The 18,417-nt window shown below is 70.5% G+C and carries 17 protein-coding genes and 1 pseudogene; 8 read left to right on the top strand and 10 right to left on the bottom strand.

From position 1 onward, the window contains the following. Window positions 1-81 precede the first annotated feature (81 nt). Complete coding sequence (locus F8O03_RS01315) at window positions 82-1,158, bottom strand: YdcF family protein (protein WP_167516430.1); 1,077 nt, start codon at window positions 1,156-1,158, stop codon at window positions 82-84. A gap of 186 nt (window positions 1,159-1,344) precedes the next feature. On the opposite strand from F8O03_RS01315, the gene F8O03_RS01310 reads away from it, so the two are divergent. From F8O03_RS01310 to F8O03_RS01285, 6 genes are all read left to right on the top strand, one after another. Beyond that, on the top strand, window positions 1,345-2,331 hold the full coding sequence (locus tag F8O03_RS01310) for a DUF4097 family beta strand repeat-containing protein (RefSeq protein ID WP_151422050.1): 987 nt from the start codon (window positions 1,345-1,347) through the stop codon (window positions 2,329-2,331). After that, a complete protein-coding gene (locus F8O03_RS18565) occupies window positions 2,328-3,341 on the top strand; it encodes a PadR family transcriptional regulator (RefSeq protein ID WP_151422049.1) in 1,014 nt (337 codons plus the stop codon). The genes F8O03_RS01310 and F8O03_RS18565 overlap by 4 nt, the downstream gene beginning before the upstream one ends. Before the next feature lie 287 nt (window positions 3,342-3,628). Then, entirely contained in the window at window positions 3,629-4,087 is a 459-nt protein-coding gene (locus tag F8O03_RS17955) for a fluoride efflux transporter FluC (RefSeq protein ID WP_167516429.1), read from the top strand. Further along, window positions 4,087-4,554: a fluoride efflux transporter FluC gene (locus tag F8O03_RS01295; RefSeq protein ID WP_151422047.1), complete on the top strand. Its 468-nt coding sequence runs from the start codon at window positions 4,087-4,089 to the stop codon at window positions 4,552-4,554. The genes F8O03_RS17955 and F8O03_RS01295 overlap by 1 nt, the downstream gene beginning before the upstream one ends. Window positions 4,555-4,685: 131 nt before the next feature. Continuing rightward, entirely contained in the window at window positions 4,686-5,531 is an 846-nt protein-coding gene (locus tag F8O03_RS01290; RefSeq protein ID WP_151422046.1) for an ABC transporter ATP-binding protein, read from the top strand. Further along, window positions 5,528-7,009: an ABC transporter permease family protein gene (locus tag F8O03_RS01285; RefSeq protein ID WP_151422045.1), complete on the top strand. Its 1,482-nt coding sequence runs from the start codon at window positions 5,528-5,530 to the stop codon at window positions 7,007-7,009. Before F8O03_RS01290 ends, F8O03_RS01285 begins: the two co-directional genes overlap by 4 nt. Before the next feature lie 28 nt (window positions 7,010-7,037). On the opposite strand, the gene F8O03_RS01280 is transcribed toward F8O03_RS01285, so the two are convergent. After that, a complete protein-coding gene (locus F8O03_RS01280) occupies window positions 7,038-8,231 on the bottom strand; it encodes a flavin-containing monooxygenase (RefSeq protein ID WP_104251614.1) in 1,194 nt (397 codons plus the stop codon). A gap of 179 nt (window positions 8,232-8,410) precedes the next feature. Here F8O03_RS01280 and F8O03_RS18560 point away from each other — a divergent pair. Then, window positions 8,411-8,542, top strand: a pseudogene (locus F8O03_RS18560) (DUF3073 domain-containing protein); the annotation flags it as partial. Between the two features lie 185 nt (window positions 8,543-8,727). Beyond that, window positions 8,728-9,105: an SdpI family protein gene (locus tag F8O03_RS01270; RefSeq protein ID WP_104251612.1), complete on the top strand. Its 378-nt coding sequence runs from the start codon at window positions 8,728-8,730 to the stop codon at window positions 9,103-9,105. Between the two features lie 6 nt (window positions 9,106-9,111). Here F8O03_RS01270 and F8O03_RS01265 read toward each other — a convergent pair whose 3' ends face one another. The 8 genes from F8O03_RS01265 to F8O03_RS01230 all read right to left on the bottom strand — a co-directional run bounded on the left by F8O03_RS01265 (window position 9,112) and on the right by F8O03_RS01230 (window position 18,417). After that, window positions 9,112-9,315, bottom strand: coding sequence for a YbdD/YjiX family protein (locus tag F8O03_RS01265; protein WP_104251611.1), 204 nt, complete (start codon window positions 9,313-9,315; stop codon window positions 9,112-9,114). Window positions 9,316-9,340: 25 nt separating this feature from the next. Continuing rightward, entirely contained in the window at window positions 9,341-11,605 is a 2,265-nt protein-coding gene (locus F8O03_RS01260) for a carbon starvation CstA family protein (RefSeq protein WP_151422043.1), read from the bottom strand. 117 nt (window positions 11,606-11,722) lie between these two features. Beyond that, on the bottom strand, window positions 11,723-12,214 hold the full coding sequence (locus tag F8O03_RS01255) for an FBP domain-containing protein (protein WP_104251609.1): 492 nt from the start codon (window positions 12,212-12,214) through the stop codon (window positions 11,723-11,725). Between the two features lie 25 nt (window positions 12,215-12,239). Next, window positions 12,240-12,920: an alpha/beta fold hydrolase gene (locus F8O03_RS01250; RefSeq protein ID WP_151422042.1), complete on the bottom strand. Its 681-nt coding sequence runs from the start codon at window positions 12,918-12,920 to the stop codon at window positions 12,240-12,242. A gap of 364 nt (window positions 12,921-13,284) precedes the next feature. Further along, window positions 13,285-14,592, bottom strand: a complete 1,308-nt coding sequence (locus F8O03_RS01245; RefSeq protein ID WP_151422041.1) for a M20 family metallo-hydrolase — start codon at window positions 14,590-14,592, stop codon at window positions 13,285-13,287. After that, on the bottom strand, window positions 14,582-15,700 hold the full coding sequence (locus F8O03_RS01240) for an S-methyl thiohydantoin desulfurase domain-containing protein (RefSeq protein ID WP_151422040.1): 1,119 nt from the start codon (window positions 15,698-15,700) through the stop codon (window positions 14,582-14,584). Before F8O03_RS01240 ends, F8O03_RS01245 begins: the two co-directional genes overlap by 11 nt. Beyond that, on the bottom strand, window positions 15,693-17,582 hold the full coding sequence (locus F8O03_RS01235) for a urocanate hydratase (RefSeq protein WP_208851770.1): 1,890 nt from the start codon (window positions 17,580-17,582) through the stop codon (window positions 15,693-15,695). Before F8O03_RS01235 ends, F8O03_RS01240 begins: the two co-directional genes overlap by 8 nt. Then, window positions 17,575-18,417, bottom strand: coding sequence for an IclR family transcriptional regulator (locus tag F8O03_RS01230; protein WP_104251604.1), 843 nt, complete (start codon window positions 18,415-18,417; stop codon window positions 17,575-17,577). The genes F8O03_RS01235 and F8O03_RS01230 overlap by 8 nt, the downstream gene beginning before the upstream one ends.

The following is an 18,417-nucleotide window of genomic DNA, read 5'->3' as shown; positions in this document are numbered from 1 at the left end:
GGAAAGAGTTCACGAGAGTTCGTGTCGGGGAGCGCCATGCGGTGCGCCGATGCGCCGGGGCGGGCTCATCGCGCGCCCAGGTCAGCTCGCCCCGAACGCCACCCAGAGGCTGAGCAGCGGCAGCGGCAGCGCGAACAGGAGCCCGGCCAGGAGGTTGAGCAGCAGATACCGTCTGAGGATCGCCGCGAACTCGCGGAGGATCGCGCTCGGCCAGTAGTAGCGGGCGACGGGCGCCTGCACGGCCTGCGCGTCGATGCCGAGCTCGCGCGCCAGCATCGCCGCTCGCATCGCGTGGTAGTTGCTCGTGGCGATGATCCCCGGTCCCGTCACGCCCTCACGCTCGAGGATCGCCATCGTGAACCGCAGGTTCTCCTCGGTGTTCGTCGACTTCTCCTCGCTCAGGATGCGCGGGCCCGCCACCGCGGGTGCGGTCTCGACGGTGGCGCGGCGGCCATGCACGTTGACGGGGTCGAGCGCCCACTCGCGCATGGCGTGCCCCTCGGCCAGCGCCTCATCACTCCCCTGGCCGCCAGACATGACGACGAGACTCGCCCCGACACGATCCGCCGCATCCAGCCCCGCACGAATGCGCGCGGCGAGGAGCGGCGGCACACGGCGACCCCCGGACAGCCCTGAGCCGAGCACGACGACCCAGGAGCCCACCGCCCCGCGGACGAGCCGTCCGTAGAACCACGAGTACCCCAGAAACAGCACGAACGCCGCCCCGAGGTAGGCGGCGCCGAGCGCGAAGAACAATGCGACGGCGAGAAACACGTCACTTCCCGCGAGGAAAGCCGCGAACGGCAGGGCGGCCAGGGCGGTCAGCAGCAACGCCAGCACAAGAGAGAGCAGGTTGCCGAGCGAGCGCCCCTCCCGCCGCACCATGCGAGCACCGTTGACGACGAGCAGCACGATCAGGACCAACAGGAGCAGCGGCGACAGGAGGAGCGGCAGCCAGGTGAGGGCGGCGACGAGCCGAGAGACCTGCCCGTCGATGCCGGAGACCGCGGCGAGCGAGATCACACCCGCCGCGACGATCCACACGCCGTTGCTCAACCGGCGCGGCTCCGCCCGCGTTCGGTGCACGGCGGTGAAGGACAGCAGGCCACCGGCGACGAGAGCGGCGAGTACCGACACCCATGTCAGATCCTGCGTCATGTCGTCGCGCTCCCTCCGTCTGCATCCGTCGGGGCTGCCGGACCGCACCAGTATGACGCACACGACCCCGCACACAGCCGCGACCATCGAGCTATAGCGCGAACGTCCAGACTCGCGATATAACTTGACTCGCAGGTGCCGCGCGGAACCCCGGCAGCGCATCTTCACGACCTCCGAGGAGCAGCCATGGCCATTGAACAGTGGATCGTCGACGGGCCCCGCGTCATCGACGTGCAGACCGTCCGCAGCGTTCGCGCGAGACTCGCAGGCGGCGCCATCAGCGTGCTCGCGCACAACGAGCCGAGCACCCGCATCGAGGTGTCCGCCATCACCGGACGCGACCTCAAGATCGCCATCGACGGAGACCAGCTCCTCATCGACCACCCCCAGCTGTCGTGGACCGACGTGCAGACATCCGCGAAGACGCTCTGGAACCAGCCGACCGTCGTCGTGAGCGTGCTCGTCCCGGCAGGTGTCGACGTCGACATCCTCGGCGTGAGCTCCGAAGTGCTCGTCGCCGGCATCGACGGACGCATCGACGTCAACACCGTCGGCGGCGAGCAGTTCCTCGACGCGACCCGCGGCGAGCTGCACCTCAACTCGATCGGCGGCGAGATCAGCGTGCGCGGCCACGCGGGGCAGGCCGTCGTCAAGACGGCATCCGGTGACGTCACCGCGACAGGCCCCCTCGCGAGCTTCGACGGCAGCACCGTCTCGGGCGCCACGATCGTCGACGTCACGTCCGGCTCGCCGAGTCTCATCGCCACCAAGTCCGTGAGCGGCGCCACGACAGTGCGCCTCCCCGGCGACACGCACCCCAGCTACCAGGTCTCCACCGTGGGCTCCTCCGTGCAGCTCGACGGCCTCCACGTCGAGCCGCTTCGCGGAACCACCTACCGCTCGGAGCCCGTCGAAGGCGAGGTCACCGACGTGCGCATCAGCACCGTCACCGGCCGAGTCTCCGTCATGCTCTCCACGCGCACCCCGCGAGCAGGCGATGCCCCCGCCGACTTCGACGAACGCATCGACGCCCGCCTCGCACCCCCGACCACGACCGGCGGCACAGGTGCAGGCGACCGCGCAGCCGCGGGGGCCGACCCCGAACCGGGCGGCAACATCGAGGTCGACGCCAGCGCAGAACCAGACACCAACACGCCGGGAGGCACCGAGTGACCCCGCCAGTCTTCGCCCACGGGCACCTCCGCCTCTACCTGCTGAGCCTCCTCGAGGACCAGCCACGCCACGGCTACGAGCTCATCCAGGCGCTCTCCGAGCGCTTCGACGGCACCTACTCGCCGAGTGCCGGCACCATCTACCCGCGCCTCGCGAAGCTCGAAGAGGAAGGCCTCGTCACCAAGCACAACGACGGCCGCAAGAGCGTCTATCGCATCACCGAAGCTGGGCGCCGCGAACTCGACTCGAGACGCGACGAGCTCGCCTCCATCGAGCAGGACGTCGACTCGTCCGTACGCCGACTCGCCGCCGACGTCCGGCACGGCCTCGCCAGCGCACGCGAAGAGCTCCGCGCCGAGTTCGCGCGCCTCGCCCAAGAACTCGGGCCGGACGCACGTTCTGGCTTCGAGAAGGCGGCAAGCGCGGGCGCAGCGGGAGCGGCATCTGCCCGCGGGTTCTTCGCCGGCGCGGCGAAGGGCTGGAACGACCCCCGCGAAGCCCCGATCTCCACCCCGGGCACGACGCCTCCGGGATCCTCCGCGCCTGGATCCACCGACGGCACGACGGCGTCCGGCGAGCCTCGCCCGCAGGACCCGCCACAGGCTCCGCCGACGCCCGAGGCCCCCGGTGCACCAGCTGCGCCCGGTGCATCGAGCTCAGGGCACCGCACGCACGGCAGGTTCGACACCTGGGCATCGGCGACCAGCTCGCACGTCTGGAACGACGACAGCGGCAGCAGCACGAGTGAGGCTCCGAGAACCGGGCACACGAGTTCCGCGAGCAACCCGCGGCGTGACGCCGGTCGTGAGCAGCTCGAGGCCATGTCCCAGGCGGACCTCGTGCTCAACAGGTTCAGGCACGAGCTTCGGCAAGAGCTCCGCGCCGCGCAGAGCGCCCAGCACCTGTCACCCGGGATCGTGACGTTCCTCGACCAGGAGCTCGAACGAGTCCGCGAGCGCATCTCGCATGCTCTCGGGGCTCGCGACGAGAGGGACGCGCCAGGCGCCTGAATCACGGACGCCGGCGGGCCGCTTCCCGAAACGGGAGGCGGCCCTCCGGCGTCCGTCGCGTCCCCGGCGGCCCCGGCGACCCGCGGCGACTCGCGCCCGGAGCGACCCCGGCAACCCGCGCCGACGGCACGGAGGACTGCCACCTCACCCGTCCAGCTTCGGTGACGAGACGCGGGTTCTGGCACGATTCGGCGCCGGGAGCCGCCGTGAGTCACCGAAGTTGGCCAGCGGGCGGGACCCGCGGACACGGGCTGGCGCCGCTCTCGGCCCGGGAGTACGGTTGCCGCGTGCGAACGCCAGCCCGACTCCTCCTCGCCGTGTTCCTCGGCGGAGCCCTCGGCACGCTCGCTCGGGTGTGGCTCGGCTCGGTCGTCTCGACCGCGACGATGCAGCAGGGCTCCGCGAACCTCGTCGAGCTGTCAGCCGGGAGCGTGCACGTGCTCGATGCAGACATCGTGGCCGCCCTCATCGCCAACCTCGCGGGGTCGCTGGCTCTCGGCATCGTGGCGGGTGCCCACTGGCCTGCGCAGCGCGCCGCGTGGCGTGCTGCCCTCGGCCCTGGCTTCTGCGGAGGCTTCACGACGTTCTCGCTCATCGCACTGGCGCTGGCGCTCGTCTTCTCCACGTCCGCGTGGGCCATCGCCGCGTTCGTGCTCGGCACACTCGGCGGGGTCCTCGCGATCATCCTGGGGCGGGCGCTCGGCCGCCGCATCGCTCCGCCGCCGGCGATGGGTGGAGCGAGCTGATGGACGTCCTCTTCATCCTGGCGGTCGCCTTCGCCGGCGGTGTCGGGGCCTGCATCCGCTACGTCGCGGTCGAGGGCTGGCCGCGCGGCACCACCCCCCGCACGGCCGTCGTGGGGCCCGGCTCTGCGGCGACGGCTGAAGCTGGGCTCCCCCGCCGCGTGGCCCCAGAGTGGCGTCTCATGATCGTGAACGTGGTCGCATCGCTGATCGCCGGGTTCGCGGCGGGACTGCTGCCGCTCCCGACGGTCGCGTCGATGATCGTCATCTCGGGCTTCTGCGGGGGATTGAGCTCCTGGAGCTCCGCGATGCTCGACGCGTCGAACGCGCTCAGCGCGAGGAAGCTCGGCAAGACCGCGATCATCGTGGTCGTTCAGATGCTCTGGGGAGTGTTCGCGGCTCTGATCGGCGTGACGGTCGGCCAGCTGCTCGGCGTCAGCCTGGGCCTCGGCGCCCTCGCCTGGCAGTGACCTCACCGGTGGCATGACGCAGGAGGTCATCCTGGCGGATGACGCGCATCCCGGAATGCCCTCCTCCAGGAGGGGGCGGATGAGCCCGCAGACGGTCGAGGCACGGCCACCCTTGCAAGCACCTTGGAACCATGACTTCTCACCCAGGCTTCCAGACACCAGCAGCGCCGCAGCAGAACACGCGGCAGCAGTCCGCAGAGCAGACCCGGTACGCGCAGCCCGGTCTCGACAGGGCAGCCCACCAGCCGTATCCGGGCGCTCACCCCACCGCCGGCGCCCACCAGCCCGGCGCCGTGCTCGCGGCACACGCGCTCACCAAGACCTACGGTGCGACGGTCGCGCTCGCAGGCGTGAGCATCGCGGTGCGGGCGGGCGAGGCGCTCGCGATCATGGGCGCTTCCGGCTCCGGTAAGACGACGCTGCTGCACAGCCTGGCCGGCATCATCACGCCGGACTCTGGCAGCATCGAGCTGCACGGCGACGGCGGCAGGCGTGAGATGACGGACATGTCGGAGGCGCAGCGCACCGACCTGCGCCGCACCGAGTTCGGCTTCGTGTTCCAGGAGGGGATGCTCCTCCCCGAGCTCACCGCACTCGAGAACGTCGCCCTCGCGGCGATGCTGTGCGGCATCGAACGCAAGCGCGCCGAGCACGCCGCCGGCGAGTGGCTCGCGGCTATGGGCCTCCGCGGCATGGAGTCGCGTCGCATCGGCGAGCTGTCCGGCGGGCAGGCGCAGCGCGTCGCGATCGCCCGCGCCCAGGTCACGGGTGCCCGCATCGTGTTCGCCGACGAACCGACGGGTGCACTCGACTCGGCAACGAGTTCCGACGTCATGACGGCGCTGCTGGCCGCGACCTCGCGCGCCGGTCGCAGCCTGGTCGTCGTCACGCACGACCCAGAGGTCGCGGCCCGCTGCGACCGCACGGTGCGGATGCGCGACGGCCGCATCCTCGACGACTCGGCGGCCCGCGCATGACCGCCGCGCAAGGGGCGGGCTTCCTCGACCCCACCGCCGACACGCTCCCGTCGGCCGACGCGAAGCCAGCCGTCGGCTCAGCGGCCGCTCAAGCGCCGCGCATCCCAGGCCCTGCGCCTCGCGGCACCGGACGCGTCCCGGTGCTCACGCTCCTGCGGATGCTCACCCGGCCCGACACGGTCGGCATCGCCGCGGTCGCCCTCCCCGCCGTGGCGTTCGCCGTCGTAACGGCCCTCACGCTGATCGTGGTCGGCGGCACCATCATGCTCTTCAACCCGCCGGCCGGCATGCAGTCGCACGGCTTCTTCGCCATCTTCGCGCTCACCCTGCTGGCCGTGCCGCTGCTGACGCTCGGCGTCGCCGCCGCGCGTCTCTCCGCGAGGCGACGCGACGACCGGCTCGCGACGCTGAGACTGCTCGGCGCGTCCACGACCGTCGTGACGGTGCTCGCGGTCGCCGAGGCGACGCTCATCGCCGTCGTGGGCATCCTGGCCGGGACGGCGCTCTACGCGGCGCTGCTCCCTCTCGTCGGGATGCTGCATTTCTACGGCGGGGCCGTCGGAGCCGCGTCCCTGTGGGTCGGGTTCCCGATCCTCGCCGCGACCGCCGCGGGCATCGCCGTGCTCGCAGCCGCGAGTTCCTTCGCCGGACTCGCCGCCGTACGCGTCACACCCCTCGGCGTGCGCAAGCGCGACAAGGCGCCTCGGGTGAAGTGGCTCGCACTCGCCGGCGGCGCCGTAGCGCTGCTCGTCGCGCTCGGCCTCGTCGGCATGGCCCAGGGGTTCGTCTCGGCGCTCGGCATCGTCGGCATCGTCCTCGCCCTGTTCGTGCCGTTCGCGATCGGGATGCTCGCCATCAACCTCATCGGCTCCCCGCTCGTCGGGCTGATCGGCCGGCAGATGGCGAAGCGCGCGAAGACGCCGGCTCGCCTCATCGCTGGACGCCGCCTCGCAGAGGCGCCCGGCGTGGCCTGGCGGAGCGTGTCCGGTATTGCGATGATCGCGTTCGTCGCCGTCATCAGCGGCAGCGGACTCGCGCTGCTGGACATGGTTGGCGGCACCGAGGGCGTCTCAGCGGAGGACCTCACGCTCATGACCGACCTCCGGACGGGCGTCTTCCTGACGCTGTTCATCGCCTTCCTCATGCTGGCGTGCACCGTGGGGGTCTCGCAGGCCGCCGCGATCCTCGACGAGCGCAAGCTGCTCATCTCCCTCGACCGCACAGGCATGCCGCGCAGGGTCTTCGAGAAGGCGCAACGGGCACAGGTCTGGGCGCCCCTGCTGCTCGCCGCCCTCGGCGGGGCAGGCGCGGCGGTCGCCCTGGTGCTGCCGATCGTCGGCGCATCGCTGATCGTCGCGCCACTCGCGATGCTCACGATGGCGCTGTGCTTCGCGCTCGGGTTCGGCGCCGTCTGGCTGGCCCTGATCGGCACCCGCCCCGTGGTGACCTCGGTGCTCGCCTCGCCGCACCGCGGGTAGCGCTGGGGCACGGGCCGCCGTGCAGGCCCTACTTGACGTCGGCGGGGGTCTCGCCGAGGCGGTCGAACACGCCCTCGGCGAGGCGTTCGGCGTCGAGCCGAGCCGCGACGGGGTTGCGACGGTTCGTGCCGTAGCCCAGGAGCGCCACACGGTTGTCGCGGCGGCTCCATCCGTCGCGGAGGCGAGCCATGCCTCCCTGCTCGCGCAGCTGCAGGGGCGCGAGGTGCCGCATCGTGGGACGACTGCCCGTCGCCCAGATGATCGCGTCCGCCTCGAATCGGTCGCCGCTCGCGAGCGTCACGCCGTCCGGCTGGATGCTCGCGAGCGGCCCGCGGGACACGAGCAGCCCGCGGCGGATCGCGGCGAGCGTCCCCCTCGAGAGCGGGATGCCTCGGACGCTGACCTCGCTCGGGAGGCGCTCCCCGCGCTCGACGAAGCGCACGAACTCCGCCTCGTGGCGCGCATCCATCTCACGCTGCCGCGAGTCGGTGCGGGACGGCAGCGTGAGGCGCGGGAGCTCATGGAAGTCGGGCTCGCGTCGTGTCGACCACGCGGTCGCCGCCGCGATCGGCTCGAGCTCGCGCAGGATCGTGACAGCAGAACGGCCGCCACCGACGACCATGACGCGTTTCCCCGCGAATCCGGCCAACGACTCGATGTGGGCGGATGGCAATTGCTCGCCGGCGAAGTCCAGTGCGCCCGGATACCAGGGCACGAACGGCGACGACCAGTCGCCCGTCGCGTTGATGACGTACCGCGTCGTGATGGTCCGGGGCGGACGATCACGCACCTGGATGTGCACCGTCAGATGCGGGGACCGACGCATCGCCTCGACCCTCAGCACGCGAACGGGCCGCGCCACGTACAGGTCGTAGGCGTCCTCGTACCGGCGCATGAGCGGCGGCATGATGTCGCGGACGATGGCCTCGGGATCCTGGTCGCTCAGCCGGATACCCAGCTCGGACAACCCGGGAGGCCCCGTGAGGAGCGGCGTGTGACCGACCGTCTGGAAATCCCAGCCGCGTCCCCACGACCCGCCGGGCTGGGGCTCTGCATCGAAGACCACGAAGTCCCGCAGCGGACGCAGACCCATCTCGGCGAGCGTCGCGGCGACGGTCACACCTGGCACGCCCGCGCCGATGACGACGAGGTCGATGTCGGTCTTCACGCTGAGCACGTCCGGCTTCCTGTCGAGGCGCTGGGGGCGCACCTGTGCGGTCACTCGGGCGGTCGACGAGCTTCCGTCCGGTAGGGGTCAGTCTAGAGACGCAGGGTGACGTGGCCGGGTCGGCGCACCGAAGATTAGCTCGGCCGCCGTGGTAATGTGAGCGTCAGATTTTCGTTAACGACTTGCGACCGGGTGGCCATTCCTGCCCGGCCCGATTTATAAGGGGGTTACGCATGGGGCGTGGCCGTCAAAAGGCGAAGCACACCAAGGTCGCCCGTGAGCTCAAGTACTCCGTACATGAGACGAACTATGACGCGCTGGCACGTGAACTGTCCGGTGGCTCCTCGAGCTATCCGGTGACGCAGCCAGTGACTGAAGAACCAGCCGACGACATCCTCTCGAAGTGGTCCGAGTACCTCGACGATGATGACGCCGACGAAGACGACGACGACGCGAGCGGCTACGAGCAGAAGCGCGCGTAGGCGTCTGCGCACGGCTCCCCCGAGCCCCGCAGTCGCCGTCTGCCTCTGAGCCGAACCCGAAACCCCCAGTGATCGAACTCCAGCCACCGAGCTTTCCCGCTGCCATCGCTGTGGCGGTCATCCTCATCGTCGGCAACCTCGTGAGCATGCTCACGGTTCGCTGGGGTGCGGACGGCCGACTCGACCGCTGGGGGTATGCGGGGCTGCGGACGGCGGCGACCCGCTCCTCCGATGAGGCTTGGCGCGCTGGACACGAAGCTGCGCTTCGGCCCGCGAACACGGGAGCTGGGGCCGGCATGGTCTTCGCGGTCGTGTCCGTGCTCTCCGCCGGAACGGTCGCGCCGTACCTCGTCTCGCTCGCCCTCGCCGTCGTCGCGACGCTGGCGGGCGTCATCTCGAGCCTGGTGATCGCGCACCGCGCGGCGAAGGGTGTCGCGGGCCTGTAGGCCCCCTCAGCAGCAGCGTCCCTGCGGGTTTCTGTCCTGCTCGTCGGTGCGCTCCCTCCAGAACGCGCGCTCGCCCATCGGCTCGACGCCCGGATGCGCGCGGCGCTGGTGCGCGACGTACACCTCGTAGGCGTTGTCGCCCATCATCGATGTCACGTACCAGCGGACCGCCCGCAGGACGCGCCCGACTGTGGCCACAGCCAGGCGCATCCCGGAGTTCGGGGGGTTCGTCACGTCAGTGCCTCACGAGGTCGGGGCGCTTGTCGGCGGGGACCGCGTCCCACTGGCGCTGCAACTCGCGCTCGGTCTTCGTCGGCAGGAACCCAGCTGGGGCGTACAGGCGAGACGGCGTCGCCGGGTCCTCCGTGCTCTGACCGAGGTCGCCCCGCACCGCGCGGAAGGTGCGGACGAGCGCGGCGACGATGACGATGATCGACAGCGTCACGAACAGGATCGACAGCGACCCCTGCACGGTCGTGTTGCGCACGACCGCCTCCATGGCCTCGACGGTCTTCGCGTTGCCGAAGCTCGTCTCGCCAGCCGCAAGCGCGTCCCGGAAGGCTGCGTTCTGCGCCCAATACCCGACGGCGGGGACCGGCGAGAAGATCTTGAACGCAGACGCCGTGATCGTGACGACCGCGACGAACGCCAGCGGGAGCGCGACGATCCACATCCACTTGAACAGGCCCTTCTTGGCGACGATCGTGAGGCAGATCGCCAGCGCGATGGCGGCGAGCAGCTGATTGGCGATGCCGAACAGCGGGAAGAGCGTATTGATGCCGCCCAACGGGTCGGTGACGCCCATGATGAGGATCGCGCCCCAGCCCGCCACCATGACGGCGGTGGCGATCCAGGCGCCGAGCCTCCAGTCGGGGTCGCGGAACTTCGGCACGAAGTTGCCGATCGCATCCTGCAGCATGAAGCGGGCGACTCGGGTGCCGGCGTCGACGGCGGTGAGGATGAAGAGCGCCTCGAACATGATCGCGAAGTGGTACCAGAAGCTCATCATGCCGACGCCGCCGATGAACTGCTGCATGATCTGCGCGAGCCCGACGGCGAGGGTCGGCGCGCCGCCCGTGCGGGACACGATGCTCTCCTCGCCGACGTTCGTCGCCATCGTAGAGAGCGCGTCCGGCGACAGGTTGACGCCAGTGAGCCCGAGCGAGTTGACGAAGGCGACGGCGCCCTCGATGGTGCCGCCCGTCGCGGCCGCCGACGAGTTCATGGCGAAGTAGATGCCCCGGTCGATGGAGAGCGCCGCGACGAGCGCCATGATGGCGACGAACGACTCCATGAGCATGCCGCCGTAGCCGATGAAGCGGGTCTGCTTCTCCTTCTCGACGAGCTTCGGGGTGGTTCCGGATGCGATGAGCGCGTGGAACCCGGAGAGGGCGCCGCACGCGATCGTCACGAAGAGGAACGGGAAGAGCGAACCGGAGAAGACCGGGCCGTCGACGCGGCTCGCGAACTCGCTGAACGCAGGGACCTCGATCTCGGGTCGCACGACCACGATCGCGCCGGCGAGCATCACGATGACGCCGATCTTCATGAACGTCGAGAGGTAGTCGCGGGGAGCGAGCAGCAGCCAGACGGGGAGCACGGCCGCGACGAACCCGTAGATGATGATGCCCCAGGCGATGGTCGTGCGGTCGAGCGTGAAGATCTGCGTGCCCCACTCGGTGTCGGCGATCCAGCCGCCGGCGACGATCGCGAACATGAGCAGCACGAACCCGATGATGGAGATCTCAGTGATCTTGCCCGGGCGCAGATAGCGCAGGTAGAGCCCCATGAACAGGGCGATCGGGATGGTCATGGAAACGCTGAAGACACCCCACGGGCTCTCGCCGAGCGCGTTGACCACGACCAGCGCGAGGATCGCGACGATGATGATCATGATGACGAGCGTCGCGATCTGCGCCGCGATGCCGCCGATCACGCCGAGCTCGTCACGCGCCATCTGCCCCAGCGAGCGCCCACCGCGACGGGTGGAGAAGAACAGCACGAGGTAGTCCTGCACAGCCCCCGCCAGGACGACGCCGACGATGATCCACACGGTGCCTGGCAGGTATCCCATCTGCGCGGCGAGCACCGGCCCGACCAGAGGACCGGCACCGGCGATCGCGGCGAAGTGGTGGCCGTACAGCACGCGCCGGTCGGTCGGAACGAAGTCCTTACCGTTCGCCTTGTACTCGGCGGGTGTGGCGCGGCGGTCATCGGGACGCGTGAGCTTGCGCTCGATGAGCTTCGAGTAGAAGCGGTAGGCGATGAGGTAGGTGCAGACGGCGGCGAACACGAACCAGATCGCGTTGACCGTCTCGCCGCGGACGATCGCGAGCATCGTCCAGGCCAGCCCGCCCAGGAGTCCGATGCCAACCCAGAGGGCGACTTTCGCCGGCGTCCACCTCGGCTTCTCAGCGTCTGGGTCGAGATCCTCCACCGCTACAGGTGGGAGTTCGGGGTCGCGGAGTGCTGATCCGCTGTTCTTCGCGTCGTGGCTCACAGGTCGCTCCTCGTCGAGTGGCTGTCGTGGAATCCACGATGGACCATGCCACCGACACTCGCCACCTCCGGAAGGAGGGAGTGACCGGATCGAGACGCACCTGCTCCGCGACGAGGATCAGACCCCGTCGCGCAGGTTGCGCGCGAAACTCGCCGCGCGCGTCCGCAGGTTCTCCTTCCGCTGCTCGCGCGCCGCATCCCGGTCGTAGCCGATATACGCGGACGGGGGCAGGCGGCGCACATTCGCCGAGCACTCGAACGCAGCGCAGACGAGCGTCCCGACGGTGTCGCCGCGCCGACCGGCTTCCCCCGTGCGCTTCGCGCTGTAGAACACGACGTCGTTCGGCAGCGTCACGTCCTCACACCACGAGCACATCGCCCGACGCGTCGGCAGCTTGCGCGCCCGCTCGAACACGATCCCGACGAGCTCGCCGTCGACGGGGACCACCGCGTAGGCGCGACGCCCCAGCTTCGGGTCCGTCCAGCCCAGGTAGTCGCGCCTCTCCCAGTCGACATCGTGGAAGCCGGGCGGCAGGGTCACGTCGCTGACCTCCTTGCGCGAGGCGTTCACGAACGCATCCCGAATCTGGGCCTCGGTGAGCTGCTGCATCCGACGAGCGTACCGACCCTCGAGGTCAGAGGCCGTCAGCAAACTCCGCGAGCGCCTTCGCCAGCGGGTCCGGCGCGCCGATGGCGACGTAGTGACCACCCGGCACGACAACCGCCTCGACCCCGGCGCGGTCGCGCGCATGCTGCTTCGCGAACTCGAGCGGGAAGAACAGGTCGTCCTCGGCGGCGATGAACCCCGTCGGCGTCTCCCGGCCCACTCCGGGCCACGGCGCATCCATCCACGACCCCGTCTCCTCGCGGACGTGCGCCTTCGCATCGACGACCAGGTCGTCTGGGACCAGGTTGTAGAAGACGAGCTCGTCCTCGGAATCGACACCGAGCGCGCTATGGCCCGTGGCATCCCACCACTCCTGCATCGTCTCCCCCGGCTTCGGGATCATCCCGGCGACGTACACGAGCCCGTCGGCGTCCAGGCGCTCAGCCACGAGCGCGGCCGTGAAGCCGCCAAGCGAATGGCCCACGATGACCAGCTGCTCGCCCTGCCCGTCGCCGTCGGAGCTGTCGCCCCTCGCCTCGTCGAGCTGCGCCGACACCGAATCGGCATAGTCGACGAGCGACAGGCCCGGCTCCTCGACCGGCAGGTCGACGGCGACCGCGCGATGCCCCGCCTCCTCGAGTTTCGGCACGACGAGGTGCCAGTCCCAGCTCGACGATCCTCCACCGTGGATGAGCACAAACGTCGCCATGGTGTTCCCCGCTTCCGCATCAGTTGTCTGTGAGCGGATGCACGTGCATCCGACTGCCAAGCCTGGGGGCCGAGCCTGGACTTTCGCCCGACTCGACGCCGTCCGAGCGGTCTCGGGGTGGGTTGCGTGCGTCCCGGCGCGGATTCCGTGCGTTTCGGCGTGGACTCCGTGAGTCTCGGGATGGGATGCACGCACGCAGATGGGTTGCAAGCCATCCCGAAGCGGAGGTAGGGCCGGAGGTGGGGCCCAAGGTGGGGTCTGAGGCAGCGCCCAAGGATTCGGGCTGGCGAACTCACTTCGTACTGGGGAACTTCCCGCAACGAAGCGAAGTTTCCATCCCGAGACTTCGGCGAGGGCCGCGGGCTCAGCTCGCGACGAGGGGGCGCTCGCTGCGGTCGGCGGCGACAAGTGCTGTCGCGAGCACGTGGATGCCGACGGTGATGTCGTCTGCCTCCGTGAACTCCTCGGGAACGTGGCTGCGCCCGCCGACGGATGGCACGAAGATCATGCCCATCGGTCCGAGGTGGGCGAGGTGCGCGGCGTCGTGGCCTGCACCGGAGGGCACCGCCTCCCACGTGTAGCCGAGCGCGTCGGCTGCGTCACCGAGGAGGCGCTGCACGTCGGGGTCTGCCGCGACCGGATCCTGGTCGTTGAGCCACTCGATGGCGGTCTCGACGCCGCGCAGGGCGGCGCCCGCCGCGATGTCCTCGGCGACGCGACGCTTCGCGCCGTGCAGCCACGACGCATCCACGCTGCGCATCTCCGCCCAGATGCGCGCCTCGTCTGGAACGATGTTGAAGGATCCGGGTGACGACTCGATGCGGCCGGTCGTCGACACTCCGTGGATGGGGGCGCCGCACGCTTCTCGCTCGATCGTGAGGATCGCCTCGGCGGCCGCGATGAGCGCGTCCTGCCGGCCTTGCATGGGCATGGTGCCTGCGTGGTCGGCGCGGCCGGAGAAGGCGGCCATGAGCCGCTCGATGCCGGCGATCGCCGTGACGACGCCGATCTGTTTGCCGCTGCGCTCGAGCTGCGGGCCCTGCTCGATGTGCAGTTCGAGGTAGGCGTGCAGCGAGCCGGGCGCCCAGGCCTGGCCGAGCGCGCCGCCGGTGTCGAGGCCGAAGCCTGTCATGGCGTCGCCGAGCCGCAGCGCCGAGTCGCCGTTGGTGCGCTCGAGATGCTCTGGCAGCAGGAGTCCGGCGATCGACCGCGACCCGATGCAGGAGACGCCGAACGAGTTCGCCTCCTCGCCGAGGAAGTCGACGACGTACAGGTCTCGCGCGAGGGTGATGCCCTCCTCGCGGAGCCGCCTCGCGACCTCGATGCCGCCGAGCACGCCGACGATGCCGTCGTAGCGTCCGCCCGCGTGCACGGTGTCGGTGTGCGACCCGGTCATGAGGGGCTTGAGCGCCGAGTTCGCGCCGCGCAGCACGCCGACGACGTTGCCTGCCGGGTCGATGTGCGCCTCGAGGCCCGCCGCGCGCATCCGGTCTCGCACCCACTCGCGCCCCGCGCGGTACGCGTCGGAGAACACGCGGCGCGAGAAGCCCGGCTCGGCGCTCTCGACGAGCCCGGCGAGCTCGGTCAGGTCGGCGAGGACCCGCTGCTGGTCGGGCCGGAGACTGGACGGGTCGACGGCGCCGAGCAGCGCATCCGCGGTGTCAGCTGACATAGCCGACCGTCCCGCCGACGAGACCCGAGTCGCGGTACTTCAGGAAGTCGATGCCCATGATCCGCTCGATCTCCGCGAGCCCGGTCTCGTCGATGGCCGACGACGACACGGGCAGCGCAGATGCGGGCACCGAGACGAGCACGACCTCCTCGCCCTCGTAGGCGTCCTTGACCGCGACGGCCTCGCCGAGCTTGGCGTCGAGGATGATGATCGTGTCCGGGTAGGTCGCGATGCGCTCGCCGCCCGACTCGATGGCCATGTACTCGTTGAGGTACGGCACCGTGAAGTCGCCGATGCGGAACGTGCCGTGGTCCCAGCCGCCGTGGGTCTCGGTCAGCACCTCGAAGCCGAGCGGGCCGCGTGACACGACGGTGCCGCCGAGGCGCTCGACCACGGCCTGCACGAACGCCTCCTGCTTGCCGGCGCCCCGCTTGCGCAGCGCGGCGGCCATGTCGCGCCCGAGGTCGAGGGCCAGCGAGATCGAGCCGTGCGCGGCGTGCTCGCGCACATAGCTCAGCTCGACCGGGTTGCGGGCGGCCGCGATGAAGCCGCCCGTGCGCACCGAGATGTCGCGCAGCACGTCGTCGCACGTGTTGATCGTGCCTGTGTTCACCGAGAGGAAGTGCCCGTGGAGGGCGCGGTTGCCGCCAGACACGACCTGCGTCGCCACGTACCCCTCGCGTTCGGCGAGGCCGAGCGAGCCGAGCTTGCCGGTCGGATGCGCACGCACGTCACCGGCCACGTCGAGCACCTTCACGCCGAGCACCGACGACTGGATCCACCCGTTGAGGGTCGTCGAGTAGCCGTTCTGGGCGGTCATGACGGCCGCGATGGGCACATCCGTCGCCCTGATGAGCTCCTGCAGCGCGTGCACGTAGTCGACCGGCCGGATCTCCCAGTTCTTCGCCGCCGGGGCGCCGATAGCCGTGACCGTCGCCACCCAGCTGTCCTCCGGCAGCTCGTCGATGCTCGCGAGCACCGGCCGGTTCAGCTCGGTCGCCATGCGACCCATGAGCTCGCCGTGGTGCTTCCACCCGCCGCCACCGCACGCGAGCACACCGCCCCCGAGCACTCCGTGGATGGCGTCTTCCTGGGTGAGTTCACGCACGAGCGTTCCCTTCGGGGTCGGTGTCAGAGCTGGCTGAGAGTGCTTGGGGTTCCGGGGCGGGCGTGGCTGGCCCAGCGGATGCGCTGTGCGCGGCGAGCCCGAGGGCCGCGATGGGCGCATCCCCCGTCTCGCCTCCGCGCGCGATGGCGACGCTCGCCTCCTCGTACCCCGCGGCCGCGTGGCGGATGACGCCGAGGCCCGTGTCGAGGTCGAGGGCGAGGCGGAGCCGTTCGAGGGTCTCCGGTCTGCCGTCGGCGACGATCGACACGCCAGCCGACTGCATCCACCCCGTGTAGCCGCCGCCGCCAGAGTGGATGGCGACGAGGTCGGCACCCGCGGTCGAGAGCAGCATGGCGTCGAGCAGCGGCCAGTCGGTGACCCCGTCCGAGCCGTCTCGCATGCCCTCCGTGCCGATGCGCGGATGCGTCATGCCAGCCGAGTCGAGGTGGTCGCGGCTGAAGAGCACGGGAGCTGTGAGGCGTCCGTCGGCGACGAGCTCGTTCGCGGCCTGCGCGAGGCGCGAGCGCTCGCCGTGGCCGAGCCAGCACGACCGGGCCGGCAGCCCCTGCTGCGGCACATGCACGCCCGCGAGCGCCAGCCACTCGGCGACCTCGGGGCGGTCGGGGAAGAGCGACGAGGCGAGCGCATCCATCGTCAGCTGGTCGTCGACGTCGCCCGACAGGCACACCCACCTGAACGGGCCGATGCCGCGAGCGAAGAGCGGCCGCAGGTACGCCTCCATGAAGCCGGGGATGCGGTTGACCCGGGCGGTCTCGCCCTCCCCCAGGTGCTCGAGCGCCTTCACGCGCAGGTTGTTGCCGTTCTCGAACGCGACCGATCCGCGTTCCTGCAACGTGAGCATGGCCTCGACCTGCTGCGCCATGGATGCGCGTGCGAGCGCCTCGACGCGCTCCGGCTCCGTCTCGCGGGCCGAGATCCACGCGTCGAGCGTGTACTCGAGGGGCACGTAGCCGTACCGCGCGTCGTGCGCGGCGGTCTGGTCGGTGACGATGTCCGGCGTGACGCCGCGGGATGCGAGCTCGGTGAACACGGCCGCCGCGTTGGCGTGCAGCGCGACCGCCGCCGGGATCCCCTCGGCGCGCGCCGCCTCGATCAGCGCGAGCGCGTCGTCGAGAGTCGGCGCTTGCACGTCGATGCCGCCCACCGCGAGCGCGCGGTCGATCTTGACCTGGTCGATCTCCACGGTCAGCGACGAGAGGCCGAGGATGCGAGCAGAGATCGGCTGGGCCGACCCCATCCCGCCGAGGCCCGCCGTGAGCATCCACCTGCCCTCTGCCGTCGCGTCGTAGTGCTGGACGAGCACCTCGCGCAGCAGCTCGTACGTGCCCTGCAGCACACCCTGGCGGCCGATGTACTGCCAGGCCGCGGCGGTCAGGCCGCCCCAGATGGTCTGGCCGGCGCGGTACCGCTCGTAGAAGCGGTCGCTGGTCGCCCAGTTGCCGACCGTGTTGTTGACGGCGGACAGCACCATGGGCGAGTCGCGCTTCGTCGACATGACGCCGACTGCGGCGCCCGTCTGCAGGATGAGCGTCTCCGCCTCGTCAAGCTCGAGCAGCGAGGTGACGATGCGGCAGGCCTCGTCCCAGTTGCGGGCGGCCTTGCCGAGCGATGCGTAGACGATGAGCTCCGCCGCGTTCTCGCCGACCTCGAGCACGTTCTCGAACATGCGAAGCAGACCCTCGGCCCGCCAGTTCCTGGCCCGCAGCTTCGTGCCGCGCTGCGCCGTGATGGGCTGGGTGCCGCGGGCGAGGATGGGGCTGGCGAGGGGCGCGGATGCCGGCGGCGGCGTCCCACCGTTCGTGGACGTCTCGCCGCCCACGCGGGTCTGGCTGTTCGCGGGGGTCGCGGCTGATTCAGGCACTCTGATCGCTCCAGACTTCGAGGTCGACGTTCGATGGCAGTTTCGCGGCGAGCTCCGTGGCTCCCTGCTTGAGGAGCGCGATGCGCTCATCCAGTGCCCCAGTCTGCCGCTCGTCACCGACAAGCGACAGTGAGCACAGCACGCGGCCGCCCGCGAAGACGGGAACGCCGATGCCGACCATGCCAGGGGTGATCTGCCCGTACGAGACGGCGTGCCCCTCGGCGCGCACCTGACGCAGGTACGGCTCGATCATCTCTGGACTCATGGTCGCCGTCGTGTACGCGCGCAGACCGCCGGACAGCAGCTCTCGGACGACCTTCTTCGGCGCGTACGCCAGCAGCGGCAGCGCCGTGGCACCCGCGTAGAGGCTGCGCACCTTGCCGCGTCCGAACGGGATGCGATGCTGCGGATGCGCGTACGACACCTCCAGGCACACGGCGGTGATGTGCACCCGCACGGCGAGAATCGCGGTCATGCCGGTGAGCTCGCGGAGGCGCCGAAGCACGGGGGCCGCGTAGCGCACGAGGTGCGGCGAGGCGTCATCGCTCTCCGCGAGACGACTCGACGGCATGAGGTACCCGTCGATCTCGATCGCGAACCCCGCATCCCGCAGCACCGTCACGTAGCGGTAGACGGTCGAGAGGGGCATGCCGAGCTCGCTGCTGATCTCGGAGATCTTCAGGCGCCCGCGGCCCTGGATGAGCTGCAGGATCTCGAGGCCACGGTGCAGCGACTTGTACGCCGCTCCACCGGTGCCGCTCCCACCGCCGGATGCGGCGGCTCCCCCTGAGATGGGTCGCCCGTTCGGGTCCGCCTTCGGTCGCAGGTCGCTCAT

The organism is Pseudoclavibacter terrae (assembly GCF_008831075.1).
Taxonomy (GTDB): Bacteria; Actinomycetota; Actinomycetes; order Actinomycetales; family Microbacteriaceae; genus Pseudoclavibacter; species Pseudoclavibacter terrae.
This window is presented reverse-complemented; position numbering and strand designations above follow the sequence as displayed.